A 16,291-nucleotide genomic window follows, 5' to 3' on the forward strand; every position below is an offset into this window, starting at 1 on the left:
GATCTCGTGACACGTGCGGGTGGAACCGCCTCGCTGAGCCCAGGTTCACCAGCACCTCCCCGCACCCCTGTGCCAGCTTGGGTTGTCCGGTGATTCGACCTGTGGATTCGGCGATGGGGTGATCGGGGTGCAGGTTCCCACCGCGGAACGTGAAGTGCTGCAGGTGGAGGTCGCGGCGAGGCCGTGGCGCCGGGTTCCGCTGCTGCCGGCCGCGGTGGTGGCGGCGGTGGCGGCCGGCGTCGTCTGGCTCGTGCACGACTCGATGGTCGACGACGCCTACATCACCCTGACCTACGCGCGCACCCTCGCCTTCCACGGCGAGTGGGGCATGATCCCCGGCATGCCGGCGAATTCGGCGACCTCGCCGCTGAACGTGCTGGTGCTGGCGGCCTTCACGTTCGTCCTGCGCAGCGCGGTCCACGCGGCGGGTGCCCTGTTCATCGTCTCGGCGGTGGTCCTCGCGCTCGCGCTGCGGCGTGCGGCGATCGAGTCCGGCATGCCTTCCTGGCTGGGCCTGCTCGGGGCGGCGGCGGTCGCGTTCAACCCGCTGCTGCTGTCGACCGTCGGCCTGGAGATGCCGATGGCCGCCGCGCTCCTCGGGTTGTTGCTGGTGTCGGCGACCGGCCGCCGGCCGCTGCTGTTCGGCGTGGTCGCCGGGCTGCTCGTCATGACGAGGGTCGACCTCGCGCTGTTCCCCCTGATCGTCCTGTTCGGCCGTCCGTCCCTGCTGCGGGCCTGGTGGAAGTGGCTGATCTCCGCGCTCGTCGTGACAGCGCCCTGGTACGCGTTCAGCTGGCTGCACTTCGGCTCGCTCGTCCCCGACACGTTGCTGATCAAGACCTGGCGGGCGGACTGGAGCGGTTACTACGTCGCGACCGGTTTCGAGTTCTTCTACCGGCTGACTCCAGTCCCGGTCTCCCTCGTCATGGTCATCACGGTGGCGGGAATCCTCTGCGCGGTGGGCCTCTGCCTCGCGCGGGCCGCGGGCAAGGGCACGGCGGCCTGGCCGTGGGCGCTGCTCGGGATCGGCGGCGTCGCGCACTACTGCGCCTACAGCCTGCTGAAGGTCCCGCCCTACCACTGGTACTACGCGCCGCTGGTCATCGGAGCGACGATCGCGCTGGCCGGAGCGGGCGGACTCGTGGCGGCTCGCGGGCGGAAGGCGTTCGTGGCGACCGTCGGTGCGGTGCTGGTCGCGAGCCAGGTGGTCTTCGCGCTCGGCTGGGGCATGCCGTGGCGAGGGGCGCCGATCATGACCAACTGGGGCTTGACCGCGGACTACGCGCGGATCGGGCGCGCGGTGAAGGAGATCGTCGGCGACCGGGCGGTGGCGTCGCCGGGCGAGATCGGGCTGCTGGCCTACTTCTGCGACTGCACGATCGTCGACCAGTTCTCCGACCGGGGGTTCGTCTCCGACGCGCTGAAGGACCGGATCGACCAGTCGGGTGCGCTCGGCAGGACCTTCTTCCAGCTGAACTACTGGCACTTCGAGCCGGTCGAGCGCCGTCCGGTCGACTTCGTGATGCGCCGGGTGATGGGGCCGGGCGACCCGTTCTGGACGATCTCCTCGACGACCCACCCGCCGTCGCACCTCGTGATCGAACCGGCCCCTCGCTGAGCCCGCCGAAGACCTGAAACACGTTTCAGAAATCCGGTGCGGGCGGGTAGGGTCGGCTTCGTTGTCGTGTCGCGAGGAGGCGGGCGCCGTGGGGATCCGGGTAGCGCACATCGGCACCGGGAACGTGGGACGACTGGCGCTCGTGGGGCTGCTCGACGCAGCCGAGTGCGAGCTGACCGGCGTCTGGGTTTCCCACGAGGACAAGATCGGCCGGGACGCCGGTGCGCTCGCCGGGTCGGATCGCGTCACCGGGATCACCGCGACCGGCGATCTCGACGAGATCATCGCAGCACGACCGGATTGCGCCGTGTACTGCGCGATGGGCGACACCCGTCCGATGGAGGCGATCGCCGACGTCCGCCGCCTGCTCGAAGCGGGAATCGATGTCGTCGGTTCGGCGCCGGTCACCCTGCAGTACCCGTGGCAGGTGTTCCCGCAGGAGCTGATCGACGGGATCGAGCGGTCCGCGCGCGACGGGGGTGCGAGCCTGTTCATCACCGGCGTCGACCCGGGTTTCGCCAACGACCTCATCCCGTTCGCGCTGGCCGGCACCTGCCAGCGCATCGAGCAGGTGCGGTGCCTGGAGATCGCCGACTACGCCACCTACGACGGTGCCACGGTCATGTTCGACGTGATGGGCTTCGGCAAGCCCGAGGACGAGATCCCGATGCTGTACCAGCCGGGAGTGCTCGGAATCGCCTGGGGCACCACGATTCGGCAGCTGGCGGCGGGTTTCGGCATCGAGGTCGAGGAGATCACCGAGCACGTCGAGCGGGAACCGGCTCCGGAGGCCTTCGACGTCGCCGCCGGGCACATCCCGCAGGGCGGCACCGCCGCGGTCCGCTTCGAGATCACCGGACTGGTCGCGGGAAGGCCGGCCATCGTCGTCGAGCACGTGACCCGGCTGCGCGACGACCTGCGGCCGGATTGGGCGCGCCCCGCCCAGCCCGGCGGTTCGTACCGGGTGGAGATCACCGGCGAACCGTCCTACGCGGTCGACATCTGCCCGAGCAGCGAGCGGGGCGACCACAACCACGCCGCCATCGTCGCCGCGGCGGGCCGCATCGTGAACGCCATCCCGGCGGTGGTGGCGGCGGAACCGGGCATCCGCACCACGCTCGACCTGCCGCTGGGCACCGGCAGGGGCCGCTTCGCCTGACCGGCTGCCGTCATCCGCGTCCTGCGAGACGCGAAACCGCGGCTCTCGCGCTCTCGAGAACCGCGGTCTTCGCGTCCGGCTGCGTCGAGGTCACTTGTGGGGGACGTCGGCGACCAGGCCGCCGTCGACGACGAACTCCGAACCGGTGGCGAACGAGGACTCCTCGCTGGCCAGGAACACGACGAACGTCGCCACTTCCTCGGGTTCGGCCACCCGGCCCAGAGGCGTCTTGACCATGTCCTCGGGGACGTTCTCGGTCATCGGAGTCCGGATCATGCCGGGGTGGATGGAGTTGACCCGGATCTTGTGCGGTGCCAGCTCCAACGCCGCCGACTTCGCCAATCCCCGCACGCCCCACTTGGTGGCGACGTAACCGTGCGCCCACGGGCTGCCGCGCAGTCCTTCGACCGACGAGATGTTCATGATCGACCCACCGCCGGCGGCCTTCATCGGTTCCACCGCGGCCTGGATGCCCAGGAACGTGCCGGTGAGGTTGACGTCCAGGATCTGCTGCCAGCGGTCCAGGTCGAAGTTCTCGATGGTGCTGCCGTTGACGATTCCCGCGTTGTTGACCAGCACGTTGAGCCGCCCGAACTCGCCGACGGCGACGTCCACGGCCTTCTTCCACTCGTCCGGTTTCGTGACGTCCAGGTGGACGTAGCGCGCCGCGTCGCCGATCTCCTCGGCCAGCGCCTTGCCCTCGTCGTCGAGGATGTCGCCGATGACGACCTTCCCGCCTTCGGCGACCAGTGCCCGAGCGTGCGCGGCGCCCATGCCCCGGGCGCCACCGGAAATGATGGCTACCTTGCCCTCCACACGTCCCATGCACCGGGACGCTACCCGAGCAATAGAACATGTTTCAATATTCACCGCCCGTCCCGCGCCGCCTCAGCGCTGGTGACCAGGTAGATCATCCCGCCGAGGGGACGATTACGATGCTCCGGATGACCGCATTCGACGATCTCGACCTCGAGCACCTGGACACCTCGGTCCTCCCGGAGCGCCAGCAGCGCATCCTGGCGACGATCAGGGACTGGGTCCTCCAGCACGGGTACGCGCCGAGCACCCGGCAGATCGGCGACGCGGTCGGGCTGCGCTCCTCGTCCTCGGTGTCGCGCCACCTCGCGAGCCTGGAGGACAAGGGGTTCCTGCGGCGCAGCGAGTCGATGTCGCGGCCCATCGACGTGCGGATCTTCCTGCAGGACAGGAATTCCCGCTCCAGCGAGGAGCAGTCGGTGCCGGTCCCGGTGGTCGGTGACATCGCGGCCGGAGCGCCCATCGCCGCGGAGGAGCACGTCGACGACGTGCTGGCCCTGCCGCGCGAGCTCACCGGGCGCGGCACCGTGTTCGGACTGCGGGTGCGGGGCGACTCGATGGTCGACGCCGCGATCTGCGACGGCGACATCGTGGTCGTGCGCCAGCAGTCCGAGGCGCACTCCGGGCAGATCGTCGCCGCGATGCTCGACGACGAGGCCACGGTGAAGGTGTTCCGCCGCCGCAACGGGCACGTCCACCTCGAACCCCGCAACCCCGCCTACGAGGTCATCGACGGCGACGACGCCGTCATCCTCGGAACCGTCGTCTCCGTCCTCCGCAACGTGTAGCCGTCGGGCGAGGTGCCGTGCCGCCCGCGTCGCGCACGGCACGGCGGGGCTCACGCGTGCGCGCGAAGCGCCGCGATGAGCCATTCGAAGTTCGCCACGCGCGGCTCGAAGGGCGGCCACCCGTTGAGCACTCCCAGCAGCTGCCAGTAGCGCTCCACCCGCCGGTCGGTGAAGGTCTCCACGGTGTCGGCCAGCGCGAGGCGCTGCGCCGAGCTCAGGCCCGGATCGACGACGAGGTCCAAGACCTCCTTTCCCCGGGCGGACTCCGGCGAGATCTCCTCGCGCAGGGCGTGGCCGGCGTGCTCGATGGTCTTCTCCGGTGAGTAGCCGCCGGGCTGCTCGATGCCCTGCGCGCCGATCACCGCCATGTCGCGGCAGCGCCGCCGGAAGTCCTCGTCCCGGACCAGGTCGGCGAGCTCGACCCACGCCTCGACCTGCGCGGTGCTGGGGTCGGACGGCAGCTCCGGGGGCATGGAGCGCATGCCCTGCGCGATGCTCGCGCCCGGACCGCTCTCGTCGACCCCTTCGAAGGTGCGCTGGACGAAGTCGTCGATGATGCGCTGGCGCTCATCGGCCGACATCTTGGCCACCTCGTGCATCGTTCTCATCTCCTCGGTAGTGGTGCCGTGCTGAGCGGTCCACCGCAGCACCGCGCGCCTGGTCTGCAGGGTGCGCAGCTCCGCGTCGAGCGCCTGCAGGTGCGCTTCCGCGACGTCCTGCACCGTCACCTGGCTGGCCAGCACCCGTCGCACGGACGTCAGGCCCAACCCCAGTTCGCGCAGCGTCCGGACCAGGTCCAGGCGGGCGACGGCCTCGGCGTCGTAGAGCCGGTAGCCGCCCGTCGAACGCCCTGCGGGCGCCACGACCTCGCTGTCGGACCAGAAGCGGATCGTCCGAACCGCCAGTCCCGTCCGCTGCGCCAGCTCACCGATGGTGAACAGCTCCGGTTTCTCGCTCACGGGAACCACCCTCGACCTTCCACCGGCTGGAGACTCAAGCTCATTTTCCGTGGTCGTCGAAAATTCCGTGCACTGATTACCTAAAAGTACGTATAGTCGCGTCAACGATGGAAGGTTAGGGATGAATGGGGAGTCAGATGGACGGGGCGAAGATCTACAAGTCGGAGCGGGGCAGGCTGGCGATCCAACGCGCCTACCGGGACCTGCTCGACGACTGGCCGGTCCCGGCGATGCGGCGGACGGTCGAGACCTCGCTCGGGAGCACGTTCGTCCTGGAGAGCGGCCCGGCCGACGCGCCGCCGCTGGTGCTGCTGCACGGTTCAGGGACCAACACGGCCATGTGGCGGGCGGAGGTGCCGGAGCTCTCGCAGCGCTTCCGCGTGCTCGTGCTCGACCTGCCCGGTGAACCGGGCGGGAGCGCTCAGGTGCGTCCGCCGCTCGACTCCGACGCGCACTCCCGCTGGCTCGACGAGGTCTTCGGCGGGCTCGGTGTGCGGCAGGCGGCCTTGGTCGGTGCGTCGCTGGGCGCCTGGGTGGCGCTGGACCACGCGGTGCGGAGGCCGAACCGGGTGAGCAGGCTCGTCCTGCTGTGCCCGGCGGGCGTCGGCAGGCAGACCTACGGCTGGCTCCTCCCGGTGATCCTCCTGCGGCTGCTCGGTCCTCGGGGGCGGCGTCGTGCCGTGGCCAGGGTCGCCGGGGTCGACGGATCGCCGTTGCTGGACTACCTCGCCGAGATCTACCGCGAGTTCCGGCCGCGGACCGAACGGCTCCCGGTCTTCTCCGACGAGCACTTGGCCGGGCTGCCGATGCCGGTGCTGGCCATCGCGGGGGAGCGGGACTCGATGTTCGACACCGCCGACACCGCCCGCAGGCTCGGCACCGTGCCCGGGGCGACGGTGCACGTGCTGCCGGGCGTGGGGCACTCCGTTCTCGGGCAAGTGCAGCGCGTGTCGGCGTTTCTTGTGATGAAGTCCACAATGGAGTAACGGAACACTTTGGTGTCGGGTAATTTTGGTTGCTGCACGACCGGGTGATCCTTTTTGGACGGTTCCTCACGGAAGCTCTTGATATGACGCCCGATCGGTGCACGCGGCCGATCGGGCCTCTTCAGCTTCGATCTTGACGCGACCGATGGGGATGGCGAAGCGGACGTCGGAAGATCCGCTTCGCCATCATCAAGAGGAGGATCGGGATGACCGCGATCGAGCTGAATCGATACGGGCCGGCGCCGGAAGTGCTCGCGCTGAACTGTCCACTGTGCACTGAAGAGGTCCGCTGGCTGGAACCGCCTCTGCTGCGCTGGTTCTGCCCGGACTGCGCCGTGTTCTGGCGCCACCCCTGCGAACCGGGCCGGCTGGAGGACCCGATCCGGACCGGCGGCGCGGTGATCAGCACCGCACCGGCACTGATCGGGGAGGACGGGGCATGACCAACACCCAGCCCATCGGAGTGCACGCGTGCACCCGGACGATCACCCGCGCGCACACGGTTCCGAGCATCCTGCCCGGAACGCTGCTCGCGAGGCGCGGAGAGCCGGTGCTCGCGACCGGCACCATGATCGCGATGCTGGAGGACGCGACCTGGGAACTGCTGGCCCCGGACGTGCCCGACGAGTTCGCGATGCTCGGGTGCGGTGGCGTGTACGAGCACACCGCGCCGACGCTGCCGGGACAGGTGGTGCGCATCGAGGTCGAGCGCGGACCCGCGCCCGACGTCGGACGCCAGACCTGGACGGCACGGGCCTTCAACGTCGACACCGGCCAGCAGGCGGGCGTGCTGCACCACCAGGTCGCCACGGTCGACCGCGAGCGCTTCTACCGCCGGATCAGCCGATGAGCGCGTCGTTAGCTGGATGCGGCCTGCTCCGGGTCGGGCCGAGAGCAGGCCGCCCAGCGCCGCAGGGCGCCGCGAGTGGCGGAACCTCCCGCGTCGTCCGGACTTCGCGAGGGGTCCGCAGAACGCAGCTCCGAAAAGGCCTCGGGGGTTCTCAGCCGAGCGCCTGGCGGAGAACCTTTGGAGGCGGCAGCGCTTCGAAGACCACCTCGGCGCCTGCGGACCGGAGTTCCTCGGCGCTGTAGGAACCCGTGGCCACCGCCACGAGCCTCGCTCCGGACTCGTGGGCCGCCCGGACGTCGTTGAGCGTGTCGCCGATCAGCACGACCCGGTCGGGAGCGAAGTCGATGCCGAGCTTGAGCCTCGCGCGTTCGCGGGCGATCGGCACCAGCCCGCCGCGTCGCAGGTGGTCGTCGCCGAAAGCTCCGATGCCGAGGTCGAAGCGGTCCAGCAGGTCGAAGGCACCGAGCTTGATCCGCGCCACGTCGGCGGTGTTGCCGGTGAGCACGCTCTGGTGCAGCAGCGGGTCGGCGTCGAAGGCCGCCAGCGCCTCCGCCGCACCGGGCAGAACCCGTCCCCGCTCGGCCAGTTCCGCCCGCACCTCCTCGAAAACCCCGGCCAGCGCGGTGGCCATCGCCGACACCAGGTCTTCGGTCGGCTCGATGTCGTGCGAGCGCAGCATGTGGTCGATCGTGCCCAGGTCCGTGCGCCCGTCCAGCACCGCGCGCTGCTGCACCGGTCGTCCGGTGACCTCCGGGAAGATTCGGTGATAGGCCGCGCCGCCGAGACCGAGCGAGTCGATCAGCGTGTGGTCGACGTCCCACAGCACCATGCGCTCGTCCACGTCACGTCTCCTCGGCCTTGGTGGGGGATCGGTTCGTTCCGCGGTGCGTGCCACACCGCACGGTCGAAGCTTAGGGGTCATTTGTCAGTATGCGGCGAAGCCGTTGTGTCAGGTGTGGGACTCAACCTGCACCGCGGTGCCTTCCCCTGTGGGGATTTCTCACCCGCTGTCTGGCGAGTACGCCGCGACGCCGTGTATTGGCATACAAAAGGAGTGGCGCACGGAGTCCAGACGGCGTGTGAGGTTCCGCTACTCGCACCGCCAAGCAAGGTGATACTGGAACAACTCCCTAGTTCTCCGAGGTCTGCTCGCGCACGGAGTGCATCGCGCGGACTTCCTCGCGTAGCTGCTGGATCTCGGCGAGCAGGAGCGTGGTCTGGTTCTCCTCGGCGATCTCGTGCTCCCGCGCGACCTGCGATTGCATCGCCGAGACCGTCACCGCGATGAACAGGTTGAGCACGGTGAACGTCGTGACGGCGATGTAGCCGATGAAGAAGATCCAGGCCAGCGGCTCGGCCTCCATCACCGACCGCGCCACCTCCGACCACGCCTCACCCGTCATCACCTGGAACAGGGTGAACAGCGAGTCGCCCAGATCGCCGAAGTACTCGGGCGCGACGGCGCTGAACAGCTTGGTGGCGATGACCGAACCGACGTAGAGGATCAGCCCCAGCAGCGCCGCGATCGAAGCCATGCCGGGAAGTGCGCCGAGCAGCGCACCGACGACGCGACGCATGCTGGGGATGGCGGAGATCAGGCGCAGCGCCCGCAGGATCCGCAACGCGCGCAGCACCGCGAACGGGCCCGAGGTGGGCAGCAGCGCGAGGCCGACGATGACCGCGTCGAAGCAGTTCCACGGGTCGCGGAAGAACCTCGGACCGTGGGCGTAGAGGCGCGCGGCGAGTTCGAGGGTGAACACCGCCAGCGCGATCCGGTCCGCCGCGTGCAGCAGCGTGCCGTGCTCGGCGACCAGCGCGGGCGAAGTCTCGCAGCCGAGCGTGACCGCGTTGATGAGGATGACGCCGATGATCGCCTGCTGGAAGCGCGGCGCGTCGACGAGTTCGCGCAGCCGCTGCCGCGTGCTCACTGGTGGTGTCCTCCGGGACGTCGGGCCTCCTGCGGAATGTTGATCAAGCTATCCGGTGGGCCTCGCGCCGCCGCGCTGAGGGCGACCCGCTGTCGTGCGGACCACAGTGCCGGTGCTCACCGCCGCCGCTCGTGCAGCCGCCGGACTTCCAGGGCCAACTCGGGATCCGGTCCGTCGACCTCGGCCCCGGGCACCACGGTCCGGATCGGCAGCGCCGCGACGGGAGAGCGCGGCAACCCCAGCTCGGCGGCCCATTCGCCCAGCTGCTCCGACGACGACGCGTAGACGATGCGCCCCAGGCCGACCCAGCCGTGCGCGGCCGAGCACATCGCGCAGTGCTCGCCCGAGGTGTAGACGGTGCAGCGCGGACGCGTCCCGGGCGCGACGTGGCCCGCCGCCCACCGGGCGATCGCGAACTCCGGGTGCTGGGTGTGATCGCCACCCGCCACGTGGTTGTGATCCGAGAACAGCACGTCGCCCTCGGGCGAGACGAGGAGGGACCCGAAGGGTTCGTCCCCGGACGCCAGCGCGCGCTCGGCGAGCTCGACGGCGCGTCGCAGGTGAACCCGGTCCTGATCGGTGATGGCCATGCGAGGACGCTATCGCGGCCACCAGCCCGTCAGCGCTGTTCGGCCGCTCCGGGCACGTCGTGGGCCGACGGTGGCGGGAGGTGATGTGCGCTGGGGCGGAGGCCGTCGAGCAGGAGCGCCAGGTAGCGCTCCCGGTCCGCGCCCTCGGGGTCCTCGGGGTGGATCGTGCTCAGCGTCATCACGATGACCGCCGCCAGGTCGCGCACCTCCAGCTCCGGGCGCACCACTCCCGCGGCGATGGCGCGCTGCAGCATCTGGTGCAGCGAATTCGCGCACCGGTGCACGCTTTCCACGTCGAAGGTGCGGGATTCGCGGGCCGCGGACAGCAGTCCGCGGTGCTGTGCGAGCGAATCGACCGCGGTGCCCAGCAACCCGGCCAGGTCGTGCCACGCGTCGTCGGTGTGCGCGGCCGCCACCGGCTCGATCTCGGTGCTGAGCACGTGGTCGAGCACGGCGCTGACGACCTGGTCGCGGTTGCGGAAGCGCCGGTAGAGCGTCGCGACGCTCAGCTCCGCGCGGTCGGCGATCTCATCGAGCGTGACGCCCGGGCCGGCGTCCTGGAACGCCGACAGCGCCGCGTCGATGATCCGCTGGTGGTTGCGCGCCGCGTCCGCCCGCAATGTGCGCTCTCGCCTCGCCATGGCCAGGGACGGTAGCACCGCGGAGCCGGGCGAGATCGCCGACGATCACCAGGTCAGCTCGAGGGTCTGCAGCCCGTAGACGGCGTTGTAGGTCCGGAAGTCGGGCTGCGCGGCGGGGTCCGCCACCGCGAGGTCCGGGAACCGGCGCAGCAGCGCGGGGAATCCGATGCGCATCTCCATCCGCGCCAGCGGCGCTCCTAGGCAGTGGTGCACGCCGTGCCCGAAGGCCAGGTGACCACCTGCTCCCCGGGTGATGTCCAGCTGCTCGGGAGCGTCGATGAACGACGCGTCGCGGTTGGCGGTGGGGACCGACAGCAGCACCAGCTCACCGGCCGGGATCGTGCGACCGGCGAGCTCCACGTCCTCGGTGGTCATGCGCGGCGCCAGCGAGTGGACGATGGACAGCCAGCGCAGCAGTTCCTCCACGGCGGGCTCGACCATCGCCGGGTCGTCGCGGACCAGGGCGAGCTGGTCGGGGTTCTGCAGCAGCGCCAGCGTTCCGAGGCCGAGCATGTTCGAGGTGGTCTCGTGGCCCGCGATCAGCAGCAACGCCGCGATGCCCACCAGCTCGTCGGTGGTGATGTCGTGACCGTGCTCCCGGACCAGCATCCCGAGCATGTCCTCGCCCGGTTCGGCCTGCGCTCGGGCGACGAGGGTGCCCATGTAGGCGCGGTTGGCCTGCTGCGCGGCCGTCCGCTGCTCGATCGGCAGGGAGGTGTCGAGCAGCCGGGCGGAGATCCCTTGGAACTCCTCGCGATCCGAGTAGGGCACGCCCAGCAGTTCGCAGATCACCAGCGACGGCACCGGGAGCGCGAAGTGGGCCACCAGGTCGGCGGGTGCGCCCACCCGCTCCAGGTCGTCGAGCGCGGATTCGACGATCTCCACGACCCGAGGCTCGAGCCTGCGCATCCGGCGCACGGTGAACTCCGGGGTCAGCATCTTGCGGAGCCGCGAGTGCTCCGGCGGGTCGTAGCCCAGCAGGCCGCCCGCCCGCAGCCGCGCGGCCTCCTGCTCGCTCAGCTGGGCCGTGAGCGGCGAGAGGGCTCGGGCGCGCTCGTTGCTGAACCTGGCCGGATCGCCGAGGACGGTGCGGACGTCGGCGAACCGGGTTACCAGGTGTCCGGTCTGCCCGAACGGCGTCTGCACCTGGACCACGCCGTCGTCGTCGCGCACCTTCTCGAGCTCGGCGGCGGGGCTGAACCCGTCGCGTCGCATGTGCACCGGTAGTTCGACAGTCATGCCCGCCCCTCCCGATCTCCAGAGCCGGCTCGCTGCGGTGCGGGCGGATTCCCGCGCCTGGATCAGCGGCCGCATCACGTTAAGTGCAAGGCTACTAGCACTTAGGTCGTCGTCGCCACGAATCGGCCCCGTTCGCCGGGAATTCGGCGTTTCAGGCAGTTCGGGGTTTCCGGGCCAGAGCCGTCGTGCGGCGGACTAGGGTGCCGGGAGGCTTGTGAGACGCCGGCCGAGGCCGGTTCGAGTGTGGCTGGGGGATGTGGTGGAGCACGTCGTGGTCAGCGGGGGAGGGATCGCGGGGACGGCCTTGGCGCTGGCTCTGCGGACCGCGGGAATCGCGGTGACCGTGGTGGAATCGCGCCCCGCAGATCACGGCGAGGGCGCCGTCGTCCGCCTGAACCCCAACGGGATGGACGCGTTGCGGGCCGTCGGCGCGCACCAGCCGGTGATCGCCCGGTCCTTCCCGCTCGTGCGCACCGAGCGAGTCCGGCCGGATGGCAGTCGGCTCGGGTACTCCCTCGGCGCCGATCCGAGCTCGCAGCGCGGTCTGCCCCGGGTGATGCACTGGCCGGTGCTCTCGGCGGTCCTGCGCGAGCTGGCCATCGAGCGCGGCGCGGTGTTCCGCCACGGCAGCCGCGTGGTCGACGCCGAGGTCGATACGCCGACGGCCGCGGTCTCGCTCGCCGACGGCAGCCGGGTCGAGGGCGACGTGCTGGTCGGTGCCGACGGGGCGAACTCCCTGGTGCGCGGCCGGATCAACCCCGACGGGCCGGAACCCGAACGGCTCGGCACCCGCACCATCTACGGCTACGCGGCGGAACCCGGCTGCGAACCGCCGCCCCCCGAGGTCCTGCGCTCCTACATGGGCGCGAGGGGATTCTTCGCCGCCACCCGAGATGCGCACTCCGGCGGCTGCTTCTGGTTCACCAGCCTGCACGCCCCGAACCCGCGCCGCCGCGACGACCCGCAGCGCACCGACGAGCTGCGGGCCGAGATGAGCGAACTGTTCGCCGGGGACGACACGATCGCGCCCGAGGTCGTCGCGCGGTCCGAACGCATCCTGGCCTTCGACGATCACGCGCTCGCGCACGTGCCGCGCTGGCACACCGACCGGGCGATCATCATCGGCGACGCGCTGCACGTCGCCCCGCCGGCGTCCGAGCAGGGCGCGGCGATGGCGCTGGAGGACGGCGTCCAGCTGGCCCGCTGCCTGCGCGACCACGTGGACCCGGCAGCGGCCTTCGCGGCGTTCGAGCGGCTGCGCCGGGACCGGGTGGAGGCCGTCGTCGCCCTGGGGAGGATGGGAACCAGTCGCGCGCACCAGAACGCGCTGGCACGTCGCCTCCGCAACCTCCGCACCAAGGCCAAGCGGTACGTCGAGTGGCAGCGCAAGCCCCCGATGGGCCGGGGCTGGGCCTACGACCACCACATCGACTGGGAGTCCCGAGCCTGAAGCGCGCTGCCCGCCGGGTTCTTGGCGTGAGTTGAGATGTGGGCCACACTGAGGGCGTGCGCGGGGAGAGCTTCGAGGCGGCGTTGCCGGTGGGCGAGGACCCGCACCGGTACGCGCGGTTGCTGGCCAGGGTGCACGACGCGGCCGTGGCCGGAGAGGTCCCGCCCGCGCGGCCCCGGGCGGTGATCGGCGCGTCGTGGACGCGGATGCGCTCGCGGGGGATCGACCCCGAAGGCGGCTGCGCCGGCCGGCCGCTGCAGGCCGAAGAACTCCTCGAGCGCAGGCGCGCGTCCGGGCTGTCGGAAGTGCTGCCGCTGCTGCGCGCGAAGCTCGGCGGAGTCGCCGAGCAGACCGCCAACATCATGGTGGTCACCGACGCCGACGGACACCTGCTGTGGCGCGACGGGAGCACCGCGGTGCGCCGCAACGCCGACGCGCTCGGCTTCGTCGAAGGCATGGGCTGGGGCGAGGACGTCGTGGGCACCAACGCGATCGGAACAGCGCTGGTCACCGGGCTGCCGATGCAGGTGTACTCCGCTGAGCACTACGTGCGCACGCACCACGCCTGGACCTGCGCGAGCGCGCCCGTGCACGATCCGCGCAGCGGGCGGCTGCTCGGAGCGGTGGATCTCTCCGGCCCGGCCGCCACGGTCAGCCCGACCACGTTCGCGCTGGTGCAGACCGTGGCGCAGCTGGCCGAGTCCCAGCTGCACGCCGCGCACCGCACCGCGCTCGAAGCGCTGCGCGGCAGCGCGGTTCCCGTTCTCTCGAAGGTCTCGGGGCGAGCGGTGGTGACCGACCCGCACGGATGGGTCGCCGCCTCCACCGGCATCGCTCCGCGCAACCACGTCGCGCTGCCGACCGGGTGCGGTGCGGGCCGGGCGTGGCTGCCCGCGCTCGGTGACTGCGTCGTCGAGCCGGTGCGCGGCGGCTGGCTCGTGCGGTTGCTCGACGAGGACCCCGCGACGCCCGGCGACGGCACCAGGGCGCTGCTCGACCTGCGGACCTCGCAAGCCCGCATCGAGGTCACCTCCGCGTCGGGCGGTTGGGACCACCCGCTGAGCCCGCGGCACGCGGAACTGCTGTTCCTCCTGGCCGCGCACCCGGACGGGCGCACCGCCGCGCAGCTGGCCGCCGACGTGTTCGGCGACGCGCGGCGCACGGTCACGGTGCGGGCCGAGATGTCCCGGCTGCGCCGCAACCTCGGCGGTCTGCTCAGCGGACGGCCCTACCGCTTCAGCGACACCGTCGAGGTCGAGGTGCTGCGGCCGGACGAACCGGGATCGCTGCTGCCGCACTCGACGGCCCCGGCGGTGCGCGGCTGAGCGCCGATGCAACTCCCCGCAACCCGTGCGCGGCCCGGTTCGGTGTGGCTCCATGACAGTGGACATGTGATCGCGACCACTCAGGGCGTCGCGACGAGGGCAACGACGCCCGCGCGGGAGGTAGTCCGTGAGTCAAACGGTGGAGCACGACGCGACCCGAACCCGGGTCGAGCAGTGGATTTCCGAGTTCTCCGAGGCGCTCGCCGCCCAGGACGCCGATCGTGCGGCGTCGCTGTTCGGCGACGACAGCTACTGGCGCGACCTGGTCGCGCTCACCTGGAACCTCAAGACCTCCGAGGGCCGCGAGGAGATCGCCGCCATGCTGCGGGCGACGCTCGCGACCGCGACCCCGGGGGAGTTCGCCGTCCTGGGCGAGCCGACCGAGGCCGGCGGGGTCACCGAGGCCTGGTTCTCCTTCGAGACGGCGGTGGGACGCGGGACCGGTCACCTGCGGCTCGTCGACGGCAAGGCCTGGACGTTCCTGACCACGCTGGACGAGCTCAAGGGTCACGAGGAGCCCAAGAAGCACCGCAGGCCGAGGGGCGCCGAGCACGGCGCCGACCCGGACCGGGTGACCTGGCAGGAGGGACGGGACGCCGAGCTCGCCGAGCTCGGGCGCACCCGCCAGCCCGAGGTCGTCATCGTCGGAGGCGGTCAGGGCGGCATCGCGCTCGGCGCGCGCCTGCGCCAGCTCGGCGTGCCGACGATCATCGTGGAGCGCAACGAGAAGCCGGGGGATTCCTGGCGGCGCCGGTACAAGTCGCTCGCGCTGCACGACCCGGTCTGGTACGACCACCTGCCCTACATCGACTTCCCCGACAACTGGCCGGTTTTCGCGCCGAAGGACAAGATCGGCGACTGGCTGGAGATGTACACCAAGGTCATGGAGCTCAACTACTGGGGCTCCACGACGGCGCTCAGCGGCAAGTACGACGAGGACGAGGGGCGCTGGGAACTCGTCGTGGACCGGGAGGGCGAGCAGGTGACGCTGCGCCCGCGCCAGCTGGTGATGGCGCTGGGAGTGTCCGGCAAGCCGAACGTTCCGGTGTTCCCCGGCCACGAGACGTTCCGCGGCGACCAGCACCACTCCTCCCAGCACCCGGGTCCGGACGCCTACCGGGGCAAGAAGGCCGTGGTCATCGGGTCGAACAACTCCGCCCACGACATCTGCGGGGCGCTGTGGGAGGCCGGCGCCGACGTCACCATGGTCCAGCGCTCCTCGACGCACGTCGTGCGGTCGGAGTCGCTGATGAAGCACAGCCTCGGACCGCTGTACTCCGAGGAAGCCGTCGCCGCGGGAGTCGACACCCGCACCGCCGACCTGACGTTCGCCTCCATCCCGTACCGGATCCTGCACGAGTTCCAGAAGCCGGCGTTCGACGTGATCCGGGAGCAGGACGCCGAGTTCTACGCCCGGCTGGAGAAGGCGGGGTTCCAGCTCGATTTCGGCGATGACGAGTCGGGCCTGTTCATGAAGTACCTCCGCCGCGGATCGGGCTACTACATCGACGTGGGTGCCTGCGAACTCATCGCCGACGGCAGGGTGAAGCTCGCCGGCGGCGACGTCGCCGAGTTGAGCGAGGACGCGGTGGTCCTCGCCGACGGCACCCGGTTGGACGCCGATCTCGTCGTGTACGCCACCGGGTTCCGGTCCATGAACGGGCTGGCGGCCGACATCGTCGGTCAGGAGGTCGCCGACAAGGTCGGCAAGGTGTGGGGCCTCGGCTCCGACACCACCAAGGATCCCGGTCCGTGGGAGGGCGAGGAGCGCAACATGTGGAAACCGACCCAGCAGCAGGGCCTGTGGTTCCACGGCGGCAACCTGCACCAGTCCCGCCACTACTCCCTCTACCTGGCGCTGCAGCTCAAGGCGAGAGCGGAGGGAATCGCGACGCCGGTCTACGGACTCCAGGACGTCCACCACACGTCCTGAGAGCTGCGG

The 16,291-nt window shown here is 70.8% G+C and carries 16 protein-coding genes; 9 read left to right on the forward strand and 7 right to left on the reverse strand.

Going from position 1 to position 16,291, the window contains the following annotated elements; genetic code table 11:
• Positions 1–127 precede the first annotated feature (127 nt).
• Both FHU35_RS10075 and FHU35_RS10080 read left to right on the forward strand, forming a co-directional pair.
• The gene (locus FHU35_RS10075) at positions 128–1,618 is read left to right on the forward strand and encodes a hypothetical protein (protein ID WP_145738244.1); all 1,491 of its coding nucleotides are present in this window, start codon (positions 128–130) and stop codon (positions 1,616–1,618) included.
• Positions 1,619–1,706: 88 nt separating this feature from the next.
• A complete protein-coding gene (locus tag FHU35_RS10080; RefSeq protein ID WP_145738245.1) occupies positions 1,707–2,777 on the forward strand; it encodes an NAD(P)H-dependent amine dehydrogenase family protein in 1,071 nt (356 codons plus the stop codon).
• Positions 2,778–2,867: 90 nt separating this feature from the next.
• Here the strand turns inward: FHU35_RS10080 and FHU35_RS10085 are convergent, their stop codons facing one another.
• Positions 2,868–3,602, reverse strand: coding sequence for a glucose 1-dehydrogenase (locus FHU35_RS10085; protein WP_145738246.1), 735 nt, complete (start codon positions 3,600–3,602; stop codon positions 2,868–2,870).
• Positions 3,603–3,721: 119 nt separating this feature from the next.
• Here FHU35_RS10085 and lexA point away from each other — a divergent pair, with 119 nt between their 5' ends.
• Positions 3,722–4,381, forward strand: coding sequence for a transcriptional repressor LexA (gene lexA, locus FHU35_RS10090; RefSeq protein ID WP_145738247.1), 660 nt, complete (start codon positions 3,722–3,724; stop codon positions 4,379–4,381).
• A 50-nt stretch (positions 4,382–4,431) separates the two neighbouring features.
• On the opposite strand, the gene FHU35_RS10095 is transcribed toward lexA, so the two are convergent.
• Positions 4,432–5,340, reverse strand: coding sequence for a helix-turn-helix domain-containing protein (locus FHU35_RS10095; protein WP_145738248.1), 909 nt, complete (start codon positions 5,338–5,340; stop codon positions 4,432–4,434).
• Between the two features lie 125 nt (positions 5,341–5,465).
• On the opposite strand from FHU35_RS10095, the gene FHU35_RS10100 reads away from it, so the two are divergent.
• The 3 genes from FHU35_RS10100 to FHU35_RS10110 all read left to right on the forward strand — a co-directional run bounded on the left by FHU35_RS10100 (position 5,466) and on the right by FHU35_RS10110 (position 7,176).
• Positions 5,466–6,326, forward strand: coding sequence for an alpha/beta fold hydrolase (locus FHU35_RS10100; RefSeq protein ID WP_246110214.1), 861 nt, complete (start codon positions 5,466–5,468; stop codon positions 6,324–6,326).
• Between the two features lie 206 nt (positions 6,327–6,532).
• A complete protein-coding gene (locus tag FHU35_RS10105; protein WP_145738249.1) occupies positions 6,533–6,769 on the forward strand; it encodes a hypothetical protein in 237 nt (78 codons plus the stop codon).
• Positions 6,766–7,176 (forward strand): thioesterase, FlK family, encoded by a 411-nt coding sequence (locus FHU35_RS10110; protein WP_145738250.1) that lies wholly within the window; start codon positions 6,766–6,768, stop codon positions 7,174–7,176. The genes FHU35_RS10105 and FHU35_RS10110 overlap by 4 nt, the downstream gene beginning before the upstream one ends.
• Positions 7,177–7,327: 151 nt before the next feature.
• Here the strand turns inward: FHU35_RS10110 and FHU35_RS10115 are convergent, their stop codons facing one another.
• The 5 genes from FHU35_RS10115 to FHU35_RS10135 all read right to left on the reverse strand — a co-directional run bounded on the left by FHU35_RS10115 (position 7,328) and on the right by FHU35_RS10135 (position 11,574).
• Positions 7,328–8,017, reverse strand: coding sequence for an HAD hydrolase-like protein (locus tag FHU35_RS10115; RefSeq protein WP_145738251.1), 690 nt, complete (start codon positions 8,015–8,017; stop codon positions 7,328–7,330).
• A gap of 289 nt (positions 8,018–8,306) precedes the next feature.
• A complete protein-coding gene (locus FHU35_RS10120) occupies positions 8,307–9,104 on the reverse strand; it encodes an ion transporter (RefSeq protein WP_186459360.1) in 798 nt (265 codons plus the stop codon).
• Between the two features lie 116 nt (positions 9,105–9,220).
• Positions 9,221–9,694, reverse strand: coding sequence for a nucleoside deaminase (locus FHU35_RS10125; protein WP_145738252.1), 474 nt, complete (start codon positions 9,692–9,694; stop codon positions 9,221–9,223).
• Positions 9,695–9,723: 29 nt separating this feature from the next.
• A complete protein-coding gene (locus tag FHU35_RS10130) occupies positions 9,724–10,335 on the reverse strand; it encodes a TetR/AcrR family transcriptional regulator (RefSeq protein ID WP_145738253.1) in 612 nt (203 codons plus the stop codon).
• Positions 10,336–10,380: 45 nt separating this feature from the next.
• A complete protein-coding gene (locus FHU35_RS10135) occupies positions 10,381–11,574 on the reverse strand; it encodes a cytochrome P450 (protein ID WP_222429337.1) in 1,194 nt (397 codons plus the stop codon).
• A gap of 271 nt (positions 11,575–11,845) precedes the next feature.
• On the opposite strand from FHU35_RS10135, the gene FHU35_RS10140 reads away from it, so the two are divergent.
• The 3 genes from FHU35_RS10140 to FHU35_RS10150 all read left to right on the forward strand — a co-directional run bounded on the left by FHU35_RS10140 (position 11,846) and on the right by FHU35_RS10150 (position 16,282).
• Positions 11,846–13,024 (forward strand): FAD-dependent oxidoreductase, encoded by a 1,179-nt coding sequence (locus FHU35_RS10140; protein WP_186459361.1) that lies wholly within the window; start codon positions 11,846–11,848, stop codon positions 13,022–13,024.
• A gap of 56 nt (positions 13,025–13,080) precedes the next feature.
• Positions 13,081–14,349 carry a helix-turn-helix domain-containing protein gene (locus FHU35_RS10145; RefSeq protein WP_246110215.1) on the forward strand — a complete coding sequence of 423 codons (1,269 nt, stop codon included), beginning with the start codon at positions 13,081–13,083 and terminating at the stop codon, positions 14,347–14,349.
• Between the two features lie 127 nt (positions 14,350–14,476).
• Positions 14,477–16,282: an NAD(P)/FAD-dependent oxidoreductase gene (locus FHU35_RS10150; RefSeq protein ID WP_145738255.1), complete on the forward strand. Its 1,806-nt coding sequence runs from the start codon at positions 14,477–14,479 to the stop codon at positions 16,280–16,282.
• Positions 16,283–16,291 lie beyond the last annotated feature (9 nt).

The organism is Saccharopolyspora dendranthemae (genome assembly GCF_007829955.1).
Taxonomy (GTDB): domain Bacteria; phylum Actinomycetota; class Actinomycetes; order Mycobacteriales; family Pseudonocardiaceae; genus Saccharopolyspora; species Saccharopolyspora dendranthemae.

What these genes read in the sequence shown, in the direction of transcription:
- FHU35_RS10085 (WP_145738246.1), bottom strand. Translation starts at nt 3,602, where the DNA reads ATGGGACGTGTGGAGGGCAAGGTAGCCATCATTTCCGGTGGCGCCCGG.
- lexA (WP_145738247.1), top strand. Translation starts at nt 3,722, where the DNA reads ATGACCGCATTCGACGATCTCGACCTCGAGCACCTGGACACCTCGGTC.
- FHU35_RS10100 (WP_246110214.1), top strand. Translation starts at nt 5,466, where the DNA reads ATGGGGAGTCAGATGGACGGGGCGAAGATCTACAAGTCGGAGCGGGGC.
- FHU35_RS10105 (WP_145738249.1), top strand. Translation starts at nt 6,533, where the DNA reads ATGACCGCGATCGAGCTGAATCGATACGGGCCGGCGCCGGAAGTGCTC.
- FHU35_RS10110 (WP_145738250.1), top strand. Translation starts at nt 6,766, where the DNA reads ATGACCAACACCCAGCCCATCGGAGTGCACGCGTGCACCCGGACGATC.
- FHU35_RS10125 (WP_145738252.1), bottom strand. Translation starts at nt 9,694, where the DNA reads ATGGCCATCACCGATCAGGACCGGGTTCACCTGCGACGCGCCGTCGAG.
- FHU35_RS10130 (WP_145738253.1), bottom strand. Translation starts at nt 10,335, where the DNA reads ATGGCGAGGCGAGAGCGCACATTGCGGGCGGACGCGGCGCGCAACCAC.
- FHU35_RS10135 (WP_222429337.1), bottom strand. Translation starts at nt 11,574, where the DNA reads ATGACTGTCGAACTACCGGTGCACATGCGACGCGACGGGTTCAGCCCC.